The sequence below is a fragment of the Agromyces sp. NPDC058064 genome (assembly GCF_042885275.1).
GTDB lineage: Bacteria > Actinomycetota > Actinomycetes > Actinomycetales > Microbacteriaceae > Agromyces.
On the sequence record NZ_JBHVSE010000005.1, the window covers coordinates 278,257 to 295,480 of the forward strand.

14 protein-coding genes are annotated in these 17,224 nt (G+C 72.3%); 13 read left to right on the plus strand and 1 reads right to left on the minus strand.

The window, feature by feature from the left end:
* Positions 1 to 140 precede the first annotated feature (140 nt).
* The 3 genes from ACFVSL_RS16860 to ACFVSL_RS16870 all read left to right on the plus strand — a co-directional run bounded on the left by ACFVSL_RS16860 (position 141) and on the right by ACFVSL_RS16870 (position 7,057).
* Positions 141 to 1,568, plus strand: a complete 1,428-nt coding sequence (locus tag ACFVSL_RS16860; RefSeq protein ID WP_386942130.1) for a pyridoxal phosphate-dependent decarboxylase family protein — start codon at positions 141 to 143, stop codon at positions 1,566 to 1,568.
* A gap of 133 nt (positions 1,569 to 1,701) precedes the next feature.
* Positions 1,702 to 6,276 carry an ATP-dependent helicase gene (locus tag ACFVSL_RS16865; RefSeq protein WP_386942131.1) on the plus strand — a complete coding sequence of 1,525 codons (4,575 nt, stop codon included), beginning with the start codon at positions 1,702 to 1,704 and terminating at the stop codon, positions 6,274 to 6,276.
* Positions 6,263 to 7,057, plus strand: coding sequence for a DNA-formamidopyrimidine glycosylase family protein (locus ACFVSL_RS16870; RefSeq protein ID WP_386942132.1), 795 nt, complete (start codon positions 6,263 to 6,265; stop codon positions 7,055 to 7,057). Before ACFVSL_RS16865 ends, ACFVSL_RS16870 begins: the two co-directional genes overlap by 14 nt.
* Before the next feature lie 33 nt (positions 7,058 to 7,090).
* Here the strand turns inward: ACFVSL_RS16870 and ACFVSL_RS16875 are convergent, their stop codons facing one another.
* The gene (locus ACFVSL_RS16875; RefSeq protein WP_386942133.1) at positions 7,091 to 7,489 is read right to left on the minus strand and encodes a DUF1844 domain-containing protein; all 399 of its coding nucleotides are present in this window, start codon (positions 7,487 to 7,489) and stop codon (positions 7,091 to 7,093) included.
* Between the two features lie 249 nt (positions 7,490 to 7,738).
* Here ACFVSL_RS16875 and infC point away from each other — a divergent pair, with 249 nt between their 5' ends.
* From infC to pheT, 10 genes are all read left to right on the plus strand, one after another.
* Complete coding sequence (infC, locus tag ACFVSL_RS16880; protein ID WP_386942158.1) at positions 7,739 to 8,359, plus strand: translation initiation factor IF-3; 621 nt, start codon at positions 7,739 to 7,741, stop codon at positions 8,357 to 8,359.
* Between the two features lie 53 nt (positions 8,360 to 8,412).
* Positions 8,413 to 8,607, plus strand: a complete 195-nt coding sequence (gene rpmI, locus ACFVSL_RS16885) for a 50S ribosomal protein L35 (protein WP_386942134.1) — start codon at positions 8,413 to 8,415, stop codon at positions 8,605 to 8,607.
* A gap of 32 nt (positions 8,608 to 8,639) precedes the next feature.
* Positions 8,640 to 9,026 carry a 50S ribosomal protein L20 gene (rplT, locus tag ACFVSL_RS16890; RefSeq protein WP_157422736.1) on the plus strand — a complete coding sequence of 129 codons (387 nt, stop codon included), beginning with the start codon at positions 8,640 to 8,642 and terminating at the stop codon, positions 9,024 to 9,026.
* A gap of 126 nt (positions 9,027 to 9,152) precedes the next feature.
* Positions 9,153 to 9,953: a TrmH family RNA methyltransferase gene (locus ACFVSL_RS16895; RefSeq protein ID WP_386942135.1), complete on the plus strand. Its 801-nt coding sequence runs from the start codon at positions 9,153 to 9,155 to the stop codon at positions 9,951 to 9,953.
* A gap of 91 nt (positions 9,954 to 10,044) precedes the next feature.
* Positions 10,045 to 10,833: an amino acid ABC transporter ATP-binding protein gene (locus ACFVSL_RS16900; protein ID WP_386942136.1), complete on the plus strand. Its 789-nt coding sequence runs from the start codon at positions 10,045 to 10,047 to the stop codon at positions 10,831 to 10,833.
* Positions 10,834 to 10,897: 64 nt separating this feature from the next.
* Positions 10,898 to 11,764 (plus strand): glutamate ABC transporter substrate-binding protein, encoded by an 867-nt coding sequence (locus ACFVSL_RS16905; protein WP_386942137.1) that lies wholly within the window; start codon positions 10,898 to 10,900, stop codon positions 11,762 to 11,764.
* Between the two features lie 65 nt (positions 11,765 to 11,829).
* Positions 11,830 to 12,480 (plus strand): amino acid ABC transporter permease, encoded by a 651-nt coding sequence (locus tag ACFVSL_RS16910; protein WP_386942138.1) that lies wholly within the window; start codon positions 11,830 to 11,832, stop codon positions 12,478 to 12,480.
* Entirely contained in the window at positions 12,477 to 13,406 is a 930-nt protein-coding gene (locus ACFVSL_RS16915) for an amino acid ABC transporter permease (protein ID WP_386942139.1), read from the plus strand. Before ACFVSL_RS16910 ends, ACFVSL_RS16915 begins: the two co-directional genes overlap by 4 nt.
* Before the next feature lie 48 nt (positions 13,407 to 13,454).
* Positions 13,455 to 14,495, plus strand: coding sequence for a phenylalanine--tRNA ligase subunit alpha (gene pheS / locus ACFVSL_RS16920; protein WP_386942140.1), 1,041 nt, complete (start codon positions 13,455 to 13,457; stop codon positions 14,493 to 14,495).
* A gap of 5 nt (positions 14,496 to 14,500) precedes the next feature.
* Positions 14,501 to 17,026: a phenylalanine--tRNA ligase subunit beta gene (gene pheT / locus ACFVSL_RS16925; protein ID WP_386942141.1), complete on the plus strand. Its 2,526-nt coding sequence runs from the start codon at positions 14,501 to 14,503 to the stop codon at positions 17,024 to 17,026.
* The last annotated feature ends 198 nt before the right edge of the window (positions 17,027 to 17,224 follow it).

Below are 17,224 nucleotides of genomic sequence, written 5' to 3' on the forward strand. Positions count from 1 at the left end.
CAGCCGACGCGCGCCCGACGCGCCCGAACGCGCGCCCGCGTCGCGTCGTGCGCGGCGACCCCGTTCTGGTGGCTTGCCGCCCGATGGGCCGGGGGAGCATGATCGGAGGGCGCGACGGCGCGGAATCCAGGTGTGCGGCCATGACCGATCAGCCCGAGGCGGAACGACGAGACGACGGCGGTGACCGCCGCGACGACGGCTACGGCGCCGCGCTCGACCGCGCCGTGCTGCACGCGCGCGAGTGGCTCGACGGCGTGCGGGAACGCGCCGTCCCGCCCCGCGCGACGATCGAGGAGATGCTCGACCGGCTCGGCCGCGAGCTGCCCGAGCACGGCGAGCCCGCCGCGGCCGTGATCGACCACCTCGCCGTCGCGGCGGAGCCCGGGCTCATCGCGATCGGCTCGCCGCGCTTCTACGGCTGGGTGATCGGCGGCACGCAGCCCGCGGCGCTCGCCGCCGACTGGCTCGTGTCGAGCTGGGACCAGAACACCGGGCTGCGCACGATCACCCCGGCCGCGGCCGCGGCGGAGGAGCTCGCGGGGGCGTGGCTGGTCGACCTGCTCGGGCTGCCGCACGGGAGCGAGGTCGGCTTCACCACCGGGGCGACGATGGCCCAGTTCACGTGCATGGCGGCGGCGCGCGACGAGGTGCTCGCCCGGGTCGGCTGGGACGTCGAGGAGGACGGGCTCGCGGGCGCCCCGCGCATCAGGTACCTCGCAGGCGAGGAACGGCACGGCACGGTCGACCTCGCCGCCCGCTACCTCGGGCTCGGGGCGCCGATCGTCGTGCCGAGCGACGCCGAGGGGCGCATCCGCGTCGATGCGCTCCGCGCGGCGCTCGCCGCGGGCGATGGGCCGGCGATCGTGCTGCTCCAGGCCGGCAACATCCACTCGGGCGCCTTCGACGACTTCCGCGGTGCGATCGCCGCCGCGCACGAGGCGGGCGCCTGGGTGCACGTCGACGGCGCGTTCGGGCTCTGGGCCGCGGCGTCGCCGAGCCTCCGGCACCTCGCGGACGGCATGGCCGACGCCGACTCGTGGTCGACCGACGCGCACAAGACGCTCAACGTGCCCTACGACTCGGGCCTCGCGATCGTGCGCGACGGTCGTGCCATGCACCGCGCGCTCAGCATGCACGCGAGCTACCTGCAGGCGACCGAGGTCGGCGCCGACCCGCACGAGCGGGTGCCCGAGCTCTCGCGACGGGCGCGCGGCGTGCCGGTCTGGGCGGTGCTGCGCGCGCTCGGCCGCTCGGGCGTCGCCGAGCTCGTCGACGGTCTGGCGGCCGCCGCGAGCGGCCTCGCCGACGGCGTCGGGCGCCTGCCCGGCGTCGAGGTGCTGAACGAGGTCGTCTTCACCCAGGTCTGCATCGCGCTCGCCGACGACGCCGCGACCGAGGCGCTCAGCGAGCGGCTCTGGGCCGACGGCGAGGTGCTCGCGATGACCTCGCGCTGGCACGATCGCGCCGTCGTGCGCTTCTCGGTCAGCAACTGGCGTACGGATGCCGCGGAGGTGCGCCGCACGGTCGACGCCGTCGCGCGTGCGCTCGCCGCGGGCGAGCACGGCTGAGCCCGCGACGTCCGTCCGTCCGCCGCCGCGCCGCCGCGCCGTCGCGCTGTCGCACCGTCGCGACGCGGGGCGTGTGCGGCGCACCGGCGCTCGCCTCGGGGTCCGCGTCGGTGGCATCCGCTTGAATGGAGGCATGACCGAGGCGCTCGCGGAGTTCTCACCCGCGACCAGGGCGTGGTTCACCGAGTCGTTCACCGAACCGACCGCGGTGCAGCGCGGTGCGTGGCAGGCGATCTCGCGGGGCGAGCACGCCCTCGTCGTCGCGCCGACCGGCTCCGGTAAGACGCTCGCCGCGTTCCTGTGGGCGATCGACCGGCTGCACCACGAGGCATCCGACCCGGCGACCGCCGGCACCCGGGTGGTCTACCTCTCGCCGCTCAAGGCGCTCGGCGTCGACGTCGAGCGCAACCTCAGGGCACCGCTCATCGGCATCGCCCGCACCGCCGCGACGCACGGCCTCGAGGTGCCCGAGGTCACGGTCGGCGTGCGCTCGGGCGACACGCCGGCCTCCGAGCGCCGGGCGCTCGTCGCGAGGCCGCCCGAGATCCTCATCACGACCCCCGAGTCGCTCTACCTCATGCTCACGTCGCAGGCGCGCGAGACGCTGCGCGGCGTCGAGACCGTCATCATCGACGAGATCCACGCGGTCGCCGGCACGAAGCGCGGCGCGCACCTCGCGGTCTCGCTCGAGCGGCTCGACGCCCTGCTCGCGAAGCCCGCCCAGCGCATCGGGCTCTCCGCGACGGTGCGCCCGCTCGACGAGGTCGCCCGCTTCCTCTCCGCAGCCGCCCCGGTGACCGTCGTCGCTCCGCCGAGCGAGAAGCGGTTCGAGCTGCGCGTCGAGGTGCCGGTCGAAGACATGGCGCGACTCCCCGCGAGCGACGACGCGACGGGGTCGATCTGGCCGCACGTCGAGCAGGCGATCCTCGACCGCGTGCTCGCGCATCGCTCGTCGATCGTGTTCGCGAACTCCCGGCGCCTCGCCGAGCGGTTGACGGCCCGGCTCAACGAGCTCGCGCTCGAGGCTGACGAGCAGCAGGCCCTCGTCGCGGCCGCGGCCGCGAGCGGGCCGCCCGCCGCGCTCATGGCGCAGTCGGGGCAGACGACCGGGGCCCCGCCCGTCGTCGCCCGCGCCCACCACGGCTCGGTGAGCAAGGAGCAGCGCGCCGAGATCGAGGACGACCTGAAGTCGGGTCGCCTGCGCTGCGTCGTGGCGACCTCGAGCCTCGAGCTCGGCATCGACATGGGCGCGGTCGACCTCGTCGTGCAGGTCGAGTCGCCGCCGTCGGTCGCGAGCGGGCTGCAGCGACTGGGTCGGGCCGGCCACCAGGTCGGCGAGGTCTCGCGGGGCATCATGTTCCCGAAGCACCGCGCCGACCTCGTGCACACCGCCGTCGCCTCCGAGCGCATGCTCGCGGGGCAGATCGAGACCCTCAGGGTGCCGGCGAACCCGCTCGACATCCTCGCCCAGCAGACGATCGCCGCCGCGGCCGTCGACGAGCTCGACGTCGAGGCGTGGTTCGAGACGGTGCGGCGCAGCGCCCCGTTCCAGCACCTGCCCCGGTCGGCGTACGAGGCGACCCTCGACCTGCTCGCCGGCCGCTACCCCTCCGACCGCTTCGGCGAGCTGCGGCCGCGCGTCGTGTGGGATCGTGAGGGCGGCACGATCTCGGGGCGGCCGGGTGCCCAGCGCCTCGCGGTCACGAGCGGCGGCACCATTCCCGACCGCGGCATGTTCGGCGTCTTCCTCGTCGGCGACGACGCCACCGGTCGCCGGGTCGGCGAGCTCGACGAGGAGATGGTCTACGAGTCCCGGGTCGGCGACGTCTTCGCGCTCGGCGCCACGAGCTGGCGCATCCAGGAGATCACCTTCGACCGGGTGAACGTGGTGCCCGCGTTCGGGCAGCCGGGGCGCGTCCCGTTCTGGAAGGGCGACGCGATCGGGCGGCCCGCCGAGCTCGGCCGCGCGCTCGGCGGCTTCATGCGCGAGCTCTCCTCCGCCGACGAGCCCGAGGCGCTCGCGCGCGTGGCCGCCGCGGGCCTCGATGCGAACGCCTCGACGAACCTGCTCGGGTTCCTCGCCGACCAGCGCGCCGCGACGGGCGCCGTGCCGAGCGACCGCACGCTCGTCGTCGAACGCTCGCGCGATGAGCTGGGCGACTGGCGCATCATCCTGCACTCGCCGTACGGCATGCCCGTGCACGCGCCCTGGGCGCTCGCCGTCGGCACCCGCGTGCGCGAGCGGCACGGCGTCGACGGCGCCGCCATCGCGGCCGACGACGGCATCATCGTGCGCATCCCCGACACGGGCGGCGAGGCACCCGGCGCCGAGCTCTTCGTCTTCGACGCCGCCGAGCTCGAGCCCCTCGTGACCGAGGAGGTCGGCGGCTCCGCCCTGTTCGCGAGCCGGTTCCGCGAGTGCGCGGCGCGGGCCCTGCTGCTGCCGCACTACCGGCCCGGCCAGCGCTCGCCGCTCTGGCAGCAGCGGCAGAAGTCGGCCCAGCTCCTCGAGGTCGCGAGCGAGTACCCGACCTTCCCGATCATTCTCGAGACGCTGCGCGAGGTCCTCCAAGACGTCTACGACGTGCCGGCGCTCGTCGCCGTCGCCGGCGAGATCGCCTCCCGCAAGATCCGGGTCGTCGAGACGACGACCGAGTCGCCGAGCCCGTTCGCGAGTGCCCTGCTCTTCGGCTACGTCGGCGCCTTCATGTACGAGGGCGACGCCCCGCTCGCCGAGCGTCGTGCCGCCGCGCTCGCGATCGACCAAGCGCTCCTCGGCGAACTGCTCGGCCGCGTCGAGCTGCGCGAGCTGCTCGATCCCGCCGTGCTCGACGAGGTCGAGGCCGAGCTGCAACGGCTCGCCCCCGAGCGGCGCGCCCGCGGCGTCGAGGGCGTCGCCGACCTGCTGCGGGCGCTCGGCCCGCTGACGCTCGACGAGATCGGCGCCCGCGTCGATGCCGGCACCGACGCGCCGTCGGCGGTCGCCGAGCTCGTCGCCGCCCGCCGGGCGGTCCGCGTCGGCTTCGCGGGCCGCGAGCAGGTCGCCGCGGTCGAGGACGTCGGTCGGCTGCGCGACGCGCTCGGCGTGCCAGTGCCGCCCGGGGTCGCCGCGGCGTTCGAGGCGCACGTCGCCGACCCGCTCGGCGATCTCGTCAGCCGCTACGCCCGCAGCCACGGGCCGTTCACCGCCGACGACGTCGCCGCGCGCTTCGGCGTGGGCGTGGCGGTCGCCCGCGGCGCGCTGCGCCGGCTCGCCGACGACCGCCGGGTGGTCGAGGGCGAGTTCCGCCCGCACGGCACGTCGACCGAGTGGTGCGACGCCGAGGTGCTGCGGCGGCTCCGGCGCCGTTCGCTCGCGGCGCTGCGGCACGAGATCGAGCCGGTGCCGCAGCTCGCCCTCGCCCGGTTCCTGCCGGCGTGGCAGCGGGTCGGCACGGGGGTCCGCGGCATCGACGGCGTGCTCTCGGCGATCGAGCAGCTCGAGGGGGCGCGACTGCCGGCCTCGGCGTGGGAGTCGCTCGTGCTGCCGGCCCGCGTCGCCGACTACTCGCCGGCGATGCTCGACGAGCTCATGAGCTCGGGCGAGGTGCTCTGGGCCGGCTCCGGCGCGCTCGCCGGCGACGACGGGTGGGTGAGCCTGCACCTCGCGGAGTCGGCCCCGCTCACCCTGCCCTGGTCGCCCGAGGTCGACCTCGACGCGCTCGAACGCGAGGTGCTGCTCGCACTCGGCTCGGGCGGCGGCTTCTTCTTCCGCCAGCTCGCCGACGCGGTCGGCGCCGCGGGGTCGTTCGAGGCCCCGCCCGACGACGCCGCCCTCGTCGACGCACTCTGGTCGCTCGTGTGGTCGGGCCTCGTGACGAACGACACCGCGGCCCCGCTGCGCGCACTCGTGGCGGGCGGCCGCAGCGCGCACAAGCCGCAGCGCCCGAGCCCTCGGGCCCGTGCGCTCCGCGGCCGCACCCTGCCGCGCGCCGCCATGCCGAGCCGCACGGGCCCGCCCTCGGTCGCGGGGCGCTGGTCGATCCTCCCGGTCGCCGAGACCGACGCCACCCGTCGAGGCCATGCGCTCGGCGAGACGCTGCTCGACCGATACGGCGTCGTCACGCGCGGCACCGCCGTCGCCGAGGGCGTGCTCGGCGGCTTCGCCCTCGTCTACCGCACCCTGCGCGGCTTCGAGGAGTCGGGGCGCGCTCGCCGCGGCTACTTCGTCGAGCGCCTCGGCGCGGCGCAGTTCGCCGCTCCCGGGGCGGTGGACCGCCTGCGGGCGCTGGCCGATCCGGCCGCCGAGTCGAGCGCGGGCTCGTCCGAGTCGGCCCGCTCCGGGCGCGACACCGGCCCCGCACTCGTGCTCGCCGCGACCGACCCGGCGAACGCCTACGGCGGGGCCCTGCCCTGGCCCGAGCCGCCGGGCGAGAGCTCGCACCGCGCGGCGCGCAAGGCCGGAGCCATGGTCGTGCTCGTCGACGGCGAGCTCATCGCCTACGTCGAACGCGGCGGCAAGACGGTGCTCGTCTATCACGACGACGACGAGCGGCTCGCGCTCGCCGCAGGCGCCCTCGCCGCAACGGTCGTCGCCGGTCGCGTGCGGCGCCTCGCCGTCGAGTCGGTGAACGGGGCGTTCGTGCTCGGCACCCCCTTCGGCCGGGCGCTCGGAGCGGTCGGCTTCGGCGAGACCCCTCGCGGAGTGCGGCTCGATGCCCGAAGGTGACAGCGTCTACCAGGCGGCGGCGCGACTCCGGTCGGCGCTCGCCGGCGAGGTGCTCACCCGCACCGACTTCCGCGTTCCCGCGTTCGCGACGACCGACCTGGCGGGCGAGCCCGTCGACGAGGTGCTCGCCCGGGGCAAGCACCTGCTCATCCGCACGCCGACGCGCACGGTGCACTCGCACCTGAAGATGGAGGGGGAGTGGCGCGTGCTCGCGCCGGGGGAGCGCTGGCCGAAGCCGGCGCACCTGGCGCGGGTCGTGCTCGAGACACGGCGGTCGGTCGCGATCGGCTTCGAGCTGGGGCTCGTCGAGGTGCTGGCGCGGGCCGACGACGAGCACGCGCTCGCGTACCTCGGCCCCGACCTGCTCGGGCCCGACTGGAGCGCGGAGGAGGCCGTGCGCCGGCTCGCGGCGGACCCGGCGACGCCGATCGCGGTGGCCCTCCTCGACCAGCGGAACCTCGCCGGGCTCGGCAACGTGTACGTCAACGAGCTGTGCTTCCTCCGCGGCATCCGGCCCGACCGCCTCGTCGGCGACGTGCCCGAACTGCCCGCCGTCGTGGCGCTCGCACGCCGGCTGATCGCGGCGAACCGCGATCGTCCGGCGCGCGTGACGACCGGGGTCGACCGGCGCGGCCGTCGACTGTGGGTCTACGGCCGCGCGGGGTCGCCGTGCCTGCGCTGCGGCACGACGATCGAGCGCGGTTCGCTCGGCCGCGAGTTGCTGGCCGGCGACGACCCGCAGGCGCGCATCACCTACCGGTGCCCGAGCTGCCAGCGCTGAGGCGGCGGCCGGGGCGCCGGCGCCGTCGCGGCCTCAGCTGACGGGGCCGGTCCACTTCTCGCCGGGGCCCTGCCCGATCGGGTCGGGGATGGACGAGGCCTCGCGGAAGGCGAGCTGCAGCGAGCGGAGCCCGTCGCGCAGCGATCGCGCGTGCATGTCGCTGACCTCGGGCGCGCCGGCGGTGATGAGTCCGGCGAGGGCGTTGATGAGCTTGCGGGCCTCGTCGAGGTCGAGCTGCTCGTCGGGGTCGTCGGCGAGTCCGAGCTTCACGGCGGCGGCGCTCATGAGGTGCACCGCGGCGGTCGTGATGATCTCGACGGCGGGCACGTCGGCGATGTCGCGCACCGCGCCCTCGACCGACTCGTTGACGGCCTCCTCGTAGCGGTGGGTGGACTCGTCGGAACCCGGGTTGGTGGGCGAACTATGTGACACAGACTTCCTCTGCTAGACTACTTCGGGCTCCGGGGCTTCTCCCCGGTACGAAAGTGGAGATTCTCCCACCCGCGCATACCGCTTCATCAAGGTTACCGGGTCGATTGCACTCCGCTTCCACGCGGTGGTCCGTCAGGGCCACGGCAGGGAAGTAGACAGGGTGCCGTACGAGCAGCGGTGAGATTCCGCGCGAACTACGTGAATTCTCCTCCTTCGGCGCACAGACAGCTTGAGTAGAGGAGTACACGCATCAGCGATCCCCGTACCAATGACCGCATCCGCGTTCCCGAGGTCCGCCTCGTGGGCCCCGGCGGAGAGCAGGTCGGCGTCGTGAAGATCGAGGTGGCCCTGCGGCTCGCGCAGGAGGCCGACCTCGACCTCGTCGAGGTCGCACCGAACTCCAAGCCGCCGGTCGCCAAGATCATGGACTACGGCAAGTACAAGTACGAGGCTGCGCAGAAGGCGAAAGAGGCCCGGCGCAACCAGGCGAACACCATCCTCAAAGAGGTCCGGTTCCGCCTCAAGATCGACAAGCACGACTATGAGACCAAGATGAAGCGCGCCGTCGGCTTCCTGAAGGCCGGCGACAAGGTCAAGGCGATGATCCTCTTCCGCGGCCGCGAGCAGTCGCGTCCCGAGATGGGCGTCCGCCTCCTGCAGCGCTTCGCCGAAGACGTGGTCGAGTTCGGCACGGTCGAGCACAACCCCACGATCGACGGCCGCAACATGGTCATGGTCATCGCGCCCCTGAAGAACAAGTCCGAGGCCAAGGCCGAGGCGAATGCACAGCGTGCTGCGGCGAAGGTGCGACCGGCGGCGGATGCCCCGGCCGACGCCGAGTCGCAGACGGCCGAGTCGACCGAGGCTTAGCCAACACCCGCGTCCGTCACCCGCGTGACGGCAGAACCAAGGAGAAACACGAGATGCCGAAGCAGAAGACCCACTCCGGGTCCAAGAAGCGCTTCAAGTTGACCGGCACCGGCAAGGTCAAGAAGCAGCAGGCTGGTATGCGCCACAACCTCGAGGTCAAGGCGTCGAAGCGCAAGGCCCGCCTCAACCAGGACAAGGTCGTTGCGGCACCCGACGCCAAGAACATCAAGAAGCTTCTCGGCCACTGAGCCGCGAGACCCGTTAAGGAAGAAACAGAGCAATGGCAAGAGTCAAGCGCGCAGTCAATGCGCACAAGAAGCGTCGGGTCATCCTTGAGCGTGCAGAGGGCTACCGCGGCCAGCGGTCGCGCCTGTACCGCAAGGCCAAGGAGCAGGTCACTCACTCCCTCGTCTACTCGTACAACGACCGCCGCAAGAAGAAGGGCGACTTCCGTCGCCTCTGGATCCAGCGGATCAACGCGGCCTCGCGTCAGAACGGCCTCACCTACAACCGCCTGATCCAGGGCCTCGGCCTTGCCGGCATCGAGGTCGACCGCCGCATCCTCGCGGAGCTCGCGGTCAACGAGCCCGCGACCTTCGCCGCGCTCGTCGAGTCGGCCAAGAAGGCGCTGCCCGCCGACACCTCGGCTCCGAAGACCGCCGCGTAAGCGCAGGCTTCTCCTCGAACGGCCCGGCGCTCTGCCTCAGCAGAGCGGCCGGGCCGTTTCGCATGTCGCCGCGCGGGTGTTCCGAGGATGCCTCGACCGGGGCATCCCGCTGAATAGACTGTGATCATGCTCGAGAACCCCCGCTCGCCGCGCGTCCGTGCCGTCGCGAAACTCGCGAAGAAGGCCGCCCGCGCCGAGAGCGGGCTGTTCCTGCTCGAGGGGCCGCAGGCGGTCGCCGAGGCGCTCGAGTTCCGGCCCGAGCTCGTCGTGGAGCTCTACGCCACGCCGACCGCACTCGAGCGCTACACCGGCATCGCCGAAGACGCCGTGCGCGCCGCCGTCGAGGTCGAGTTCGTCACCGAGGAGGTGCTCGCGGCGATGGCCGACACGGTGACGCCGCAGGGCTTCGTCGCGGTCTGCCGGCAGTTCCCGACCGCCGTGAAGGACGTCTTCGCCGCGGGGCCCCGGCTCATCGCGATCCTCGAGGAGGTGCGCGACCCGGGCAACCTCGGCACGATCGTGCGTGCCGCCGACGCCGCGGGCGCCGACGCGGTCATCCTCACGGGTCGCGCCGTCGACCTGTACAACCCGAAGGTCGTCCGCTCCTCGACGGGGTCGATCTTCCACCTGCCGGTCGCGGTCGGCGCCGACCTCGACGACGTGCTGCAGCGCGCCCGCGCCGCCGGGCTCACCGTGCTCGCGGCCGACGTCAAGGGTGAAGACCTCCTGACCGCCCGCAACGAGGGCGTGCTCGCGAAGCCGACGGCGTGGCTCTTCGGCAACGAGGCCCGCGGCCTTCCCGACGAGCAGCTCGCCCTGGTCGATCGCGTCGTCATCGTGCCGATCTACGGCAAGGCCGAGTCGATGAACCTCGCGACGGCCGCCTCGGTGTGCCTCTACGAGAGCGCGTTCGCGCAGCGCAGCTGAACCGCGCCGAGCGCGCACCGCGGGTCACGAATCGGTAACCGCGGTGTCGAACAGTGGCGGTCGGGGTCGGAATCTCCCTAGTTTTGGGGGTATGGAGCCCACCCAGCCCGCGCCGCCGACCTCGAACATCAGCGTCCGCCGCGGCGAGCCGCTCGTCGTGATCGACCACGTCGACAAGCACTACGGCGAGCTGCACGTGCTCAACGACATCAACACGGTCGTGAACCGCGGCGAGGTCGTCGTCGTGATCGGCCCCTCCGGCTCCGGCAAATCGACGCTGTGCCGGGCGATCAACCGCCTCGAGACCATCGACTCCGGAACGATCTCGATCGACGGCGAGAAGCTTCCCGAAGAGGGGGCGGCCCTCGCGAAGCTCCGCGCCGATGTCGGCATGGTCTTCCAGTCGTTCAACCTGTTCGCGCACAAGACGGTGCTCGAGAACGTGACGCTCGCGCCCATCAGGGTGAAGCGGATGTCGCGCAAGGACGCCGAGGCGAAGGCGATGGAGCTGCTCGACCGCGTCGGCGTCGCGAACCAGGCGAAGAAGCTGCCGGCGCAGCTCTCGGGCGGCCAGCAGCAGCGCGTCGCGATCGCCCGCTCGCTCGCGATGAACCCGAAGCTCATCCTCATGGACGAGCCGACGAGCGCGCTCGACCCCGAGATGATCAACGAGGTGCTCGACGTCATGGTCGGCCTCGCGAAGGACGGCATGACGATGATCGTCGTCACCCACGAGATGGGCTTCGCCCGCAAGGCGGCCGACCGGGTGCTCTTCATGGCCGACGGTCGCATCGTCGAGGAGGCGACGCCCGCCGAGTTCTTCGACAACCCGCAGTCCGACCGCGCCAAGGACTTCCTCTCGAAGATCCTCGACCACTGACGCCCCCAGAGACCTCCGCTGCCACGAGCGGCGAGGAACCAACGGAAAGAGAAGAGGCAGGGACATGAAACGCAGCAGAATCGCACTCGTCGCCGTAGCGGCGGCGTCAGCGCTCCTGTTCGCCGGCTGCGCCGGCGACGGTGGCGGCGGCGACGCCGAGCCCACCGTCGAGGAGACGCCCGAGTTCGATGAGGGCACGACCATGGCCGAGCTCGCCGAGGCGGGCACGATCACGATCGGCACCAAGTTCGACCAGCCTCTCTTCGGCCTGGTCGGGCCGTCGGGCGACCCCGAGGGCTTCGACGTCGAGATCGGCAAGATCATCGCGGGCAAGCTGGGCATCGAGCCCGACAGCATCGAGTGGGTCGAGACGGTCTCGGCGAACCGCGAGCCGTTCATCGAGAACGGGCAGGTCGACATCGTCATCGCGACCTACACGATCAACGACGAGCGCAAGAAGGTCGTGTCCTTCGCCGGGCCGTACTACATGGCCGGTCAGTCGATCCTGGTGCTCGCCGACAACGAGGACATCACCTCCGAGGAGGACCTCGTGGGGCAGCCGGTCTGCTCGGTCACGGGCTCCACTCCGGCCGCGAACCTCAAGGAGCTCGGTGCCGAGGTGCTCGAGACCGACACGTACTCGAACTGCCTCGAGCCGCTCCGCAACGGCCAGGTCGTCGCGGTGTCGACCGACAACGTGATCCTCGCCGGGCTCGCCGCGCAGAACGAGGGCGAGTTCAAGGTGGTCGGTGAGCCGTTCACCGAGGAGCCGTACGGCATCGGTCTCGCGCTCGACGACACCGACTTCCGCATGTGGATCAACGACGTGCTGGAGGAGTCGTACGAGGACGGCACGTACGAAGAGGCCTGGAACTCGACCGCGGGGACCATCCTGCCGTTCGTCGAGCCGCCGGCAGTCGACCGCTACTGATCCGCACGTCCGGGCCCCGTTCGCGGGGCCCGGACGCCGCCAGACCTGCAACCGAGAGGACCCGCGTGGACGTCGTCATCGCGAATCTCGACCTCTACCTCGAGGGCTTCGGCGTGACGTTGCTGCTGCTCGGCGTGAGCGGTCTCGGCGCGCTCGTGCTCGGCACGATCATCGCTGCGATGCGCATCTCGCCGATCGCGACGCTTCGCGGTATCGCCACGGTCTATACCGAGATCATCCGCAACACCCCGCTCACGCTCGTCGTGCTCTTCGCAGTGGTGATCGTGCCGCTGCTCGGTGCGCGCGTGCCGTTCATCATCTCCGGCTTTATCGCGCTCGCGGTCTACACCTCGCCATTCGTGGCCGAGGCGCTCCGCTCGGGCATCAACGGCGTCCCGATCGGGCAGGCCGAGGCCGCTCGCAGCCTCGGGCTCGGGTTCAGCCAGTCGGTGGCGCTCGTGATCTTCCCGCAGGCCTTCCGCATGACGATCCCGCCGCTCATCAACGTCTTCATCGCGCTCGCGAAGAACACCTCGGTGGTCGGCGGTGTCGGCTTCGTCGCCGAACTCTTCGGAGTCGGGCGTACGCTCGCGAACGCGAACGGCAGCGCGGTCATCCCGATCCTCATCGGGGTCGCCTTCTTCTACCTCGTCGTGACCGTGCCGCTCGGCCTCCTCGCGACCCAGCTCGAGCGGAAATGGGTGGTGCAGCGATGAGCGGATCCAACGTCCTCTTCGATGCGCCCGGTCCTCGGGCGCGGCGCCTGTCGACCATCCTCTCGTGGGTGAGCGGTGTGCTCCTCCTCGGCGCCGTCGCCTGGGGGATCATGGTGCTGAATGCACCACGCGAGTCGGGCGGCATCACGCTGCCCGGCATGTTCGACCCATCCCGCTGGGACATCGTCGCCGACCCCGAGTTCTGGGAGTTCGTGATCTTCACGGGTGTCTGGAACACGCTGCGGGCCGCGATCGTCGCCGCCGTGCTCGCCGTCGCGCTCGGCGTCGTACTCTCGCTCCTGCGCAGCTCTCCGATCGGCTGGATCCGCATCCCGACCGCCGTGCTCATCGAGTTCTTCCGCGGCATGCCCGTGCTGCTGATGATGCTGTTCATCCTGCTCGTCGCCGGCACCGGTCAGTACTGGGCCGTCGTCGCCGCGCTCGCCGTCTACAACGGTGCGCTCATCGGCGAGGCGTTGCGCGCCGGACTCGTCGCCCTGCCGAGAGGTCAGCGGGAGGCCGCCCTCAGCGTCGGCATGCGCCCGCTGCAGTCGAAGATGCTCGTCGAATTCCCGCAGGCGTTCCGACAGATGCTGCCGATCATCGTCGCCCAGCTCGTCGTGCTGCTGAAAGACACCTCGCTCGGCTACATCGTGGGCTACCAGGAGCTCCTGCGCGTCACCCTGAACAACCTCGGCAGCTTCTACGGAAACCGCTACCTGTTCACGCTGTGGTGCGTCGCGTTCATCCTGTACCTCGCGATGAACCTCTCGCTGTCGTGGTTCGCGCGCTGGCTCGGACGGCGCGGCGACCGTCGTTATCGCGTCGGCAAGGTCGGGCCCGCGCCCGAGGACCCGAGCCAGGCCCTGCTCATGGCCGATGCCAAGGCGGCCGCTCGCGAGTCGGAGTCGGCCGCCCGAACCTGAGCCGGTGCACGACGAATCGCACGACGTACGCCGCTAGACTCGATCTTCGTGTCCGAGCCCCTCGAAATCACCGAATCCGCGGTCGCATCCGCGGTCGACGCAGCCCTCGCGGCGATCGCGTCGGCCGGCGACTCCGCCGCCCTGAAGACCGTTCGCACCGAGCACACCGGCGAGAAGTCGACGCTCGCGCTGCTGAACGCCGAGCTGCGCAATGTGCCCAACGAGCAGAAGGCCGCCCTCGGCAAGCTCGTCGGCGGCGCCCGGGGCCGTGTCAACCAGGCCTTCGCCGCCCGTGAGGCCGAGATCGTCGAGGCCGAGGCGGCCGCGCAGCTCGCGGCCGAGACGGTCGACGTCACGGCGCTGCCCTCCCGCATCACGGCGGGCGCGAGGCATCCCCTCGCCCTGCTGCAGGACCGCGTGTGCGACGTCTTCACCGGAATGGGGTGGGAGATCGCCGAGGGCCCCGAGGTCGAGAGCGAGTGGTTCAACTTCGACGCGCTGAACTTCGACGCCGACCACCCGGCGCGTGCGATGCAGGACACCTTCTTCGTCGACCCGCCCGAGGCGCACCTCGTGATGCGCACGCACACGAGTCCCGTGCAGATCCGCTCGATGCTCGAGCGCGAGCTGCCGCTCTACGTGCTCGCACCGGGCCGCGTGTACCGCACCGACGAGTTCGATGCGACCCACCTGCCGGTCTTCATGCAGTTCGAGGGCGTCGCCGTCGACAAGGGCCTCACGATGGCGCACCTCAAGGGCACGCTCGACCACTTCGTGAAGTCGATCTTCGGCGACGAGGCCAAGATCCGCCTGCGCCCGAGCTTCTTCCCGTTCACCGAGCCGAGCGCCGAGCTCGACTTCTGGCACCCGACCTTCAAGGGCGGCCCCCGCTGGATCGAGTGGGGCGGCTGCGGCATGATGCACCCGAACGTGCTGCGCGCGGCGGGCATCGACCCCGAGGTGTACACGGGCTTCGCCTTCGGCATGGGGGTCGAGCGCGGCCTCATGCTCCGCAACGACGTGCAGGACATGCGCGAAATGGTCGAGGGAGACGTGCGGTTCTCCCAGCAGTTCGGAATGGTGGTCTGACACACATGCGAGTTCCCCTCAGCTGGCTCGCCGAGTACGTCGAGCTCGTGCCCGGCACGACGCCCGAAGACGTCCACGCCGCCCTCGTGAAGGTCGGCCTCGAAGAAGAGGACGTGCACACGTTCGAGCTCCAGGGCCCGATCGTGGTGGGCGAGGTCCTCGAGTTCGTCGAGGAGCCGCAGTCCAACGGCAAGACGATCCGCTGGTGCCAGGTGCGCGTCGCGCCCGACGGCGAGCAGGCGGCCGACGGCGGCGACGCCGTGCACGGCATCGTCTGCGGCGCCCGCAACTTCTTCGTCGGCGACAAGGTCGTGGTGACGCTGCCCGGCGCCGTGCTGCCCGGGCCGTTCCCGATCGCCGCGCGCAAGACCTACGGGCACGTCTCCGACGGCATGATCGCCTCGGCGCGCGAGCTCGGCCTCGGCGACGAGCACGACGGCATCCTGCGCCTCTCGACGCTGGGCCTCGACGCGCCCGTCGGCAGCGACGCGATCTCGCTGCTCGGGCTCGACGACGCCGCGATCGAGATCAACGTCACCCCCGACCGCGGCTACGCGTTCTCGATCCGCGGCGTGGCGCGCGAGTACGCGCACGCGACGGGTGCGGTGTTCCGCGACCCGGCCCTGCAGACCCCCGCGACGGAGGTCGCCGGCGACGGCTTCCCCGTCGTCATCGACGACCGGGCGCCGCTGCGCGGCCGGCTCGCCTCGAACGCGTTCGCGACGCGCATCGTGCGCGGTCTCGACGCCTCGAAGCCGACGCCCGCGTGGATGATCGCGCGGCTGAAGCTCGCCGGCATCCGATCGATCTCGGTGCTCGTCGACATCACGAACTACGTGATGCTCGAGCTCGGCCAGCCGATCCACGGCTACGACCTCGACGCGCTGCGCGGCGGCATCGTCGTGCGTCGCGCCGAGCAGGGCGAGCGGTTCACCACCCTCGACGGCAAGGAGCGCACGCTCCACGCGGAGGACATCGTCGTCACCGACGACCGCGGCCCCATCGGCCTCGCGGGCGTCATGGGCGGCGCGGAGACCGAGATGGGCGACTCGACGCAGAACGTGCTCATCGAGGCCGCCCACTGGGACCCGGTGTCGATCGCACGCACGGCGCGCCGGCACAAGCTGCCGAGCGAGGCCGCGAAGCGCTACGAGCGCGGCATCGACCCGACCATCGGCGCCGTCGCCGTCGCGCGCGTCGCCCAGCTCATGGTCGACCTCGCGGGCGGCACGGCCGACGCCGGCGGTTCGCTCATCCAGACGACGCCCGACCGCGACGCGATCGTGCTGCCCGACGGCTTCGTCTCGCAGCTGATCGGCGTCGAGTACACGAACGACGAGGTGCACGACGCACTCGCCGAGATCGGCGGGGCGCTCACGCGCGTCGACGGCGGCTTCTCGGTGGTGCCCCCGTCGTGGCGTCCCGACCTGACCGGTCGCGAAGAGCTCGCCGAAGAGGTCGCCAGGCTCGTCGGCTACCACCGCATCCCGTCGGTGCTGCCGGTCGCGCCTCCCGGGCGCGGCCTCACCCGCTCGCAGCGGCTGCGCCGGCAGACCGCCGGCGTGCTCGCCGGCGCCGGCTCGACCGAGGTGCTGAGCTTCCCGTTCGCCACCGAGGCCGAGAACGCGCGCTTCGGCAGCGCCGACGGGTCGCCCGTGGCATCCGTGCGCCTCGCGAACGCGCTCGACCAGTCGACGCCCTACCTGCGCCGCTCGCTGCTGCCCGGCCTCATGGCCGCGGCGAAGCGCAACCGCTCGCGCGGGCTCGTCGACGTCGACCTGTTCGAGCTCGGGCTCGTGTTCCTCCCCGAGCTCGGGCGCGTGTACGGCTCCGCCGAGCTCCCGGTCGGCGACGCGAAGCCGAGCGACGAGACGCTCGCCTCCCTCGACGCCGGCATCCCGCCGCAGCCGCGCCACCTCGGCGTGCTGCTCGTGGGCGAGCGGATCGCGAAGCAGCCGGGCCAGCCGGCCGAGGCGTTCGGCATCGTCGACGCGCTCGACGCCGTGCGCCGGGTCGCGCTCGCGACGGGCGCCGAGCTCGAGATCGTGCAGGGATCGCACCAGGCGCTGCACCCGGGCCGCACCGCCGAACTCCGGGTCGGCGGGCGGGTCGTCGGCTTCGCCGGCGAGCTGCTGCCCGCGCTCGCCGAGGAGCACGACCTCCCGCGCGTGGTCGCCGTCGCCGAGCTCGATCTCGACGCCGTGATCGCCGCAGCCGACCCCGCGGTCGAGGCGTCGCCCATCGGCACCTTCCCCGCGGCGACGCAGGACCTCTCGGTGCTCGTCGACGCGGCCGTGCCGGCCGCCGAGGTCGCCGCCGCGGTGCGCGAGGGCGCGGGCGAACTGCTCGAGCACCTCGGCCTCGTCGACGACTACCGGGGCCAGGGCCTGCCCGAGGGGTCGAAGAGTCTGACGTTCGCGCTGCGCTTCCGCGCGCCCGACCGCACGCTCACCGCGGCCGAGGCCAGCGAGGCGAAGCTCGCCGGCGCGGCCCTCGCGGCCGAGCGCACCGGCGCGGCGATCCGCGACTGAGGCCGCTCGACCAGCTCGAACCCCTGGGACGCCGACGACGGCGCCGCGCACTCCGCGCGGCGCCGTCGTCGCATTCCGACGCACACCGCCCCTCGGTTTGCACCCCGCCGCGCCGCGCGGATATGGTCGATCCATGTCCATCACCCGGTTCGTCGCCACCGCACGCGTCTCGCGTGTCTCGGTCGTGCGCAGCCGACG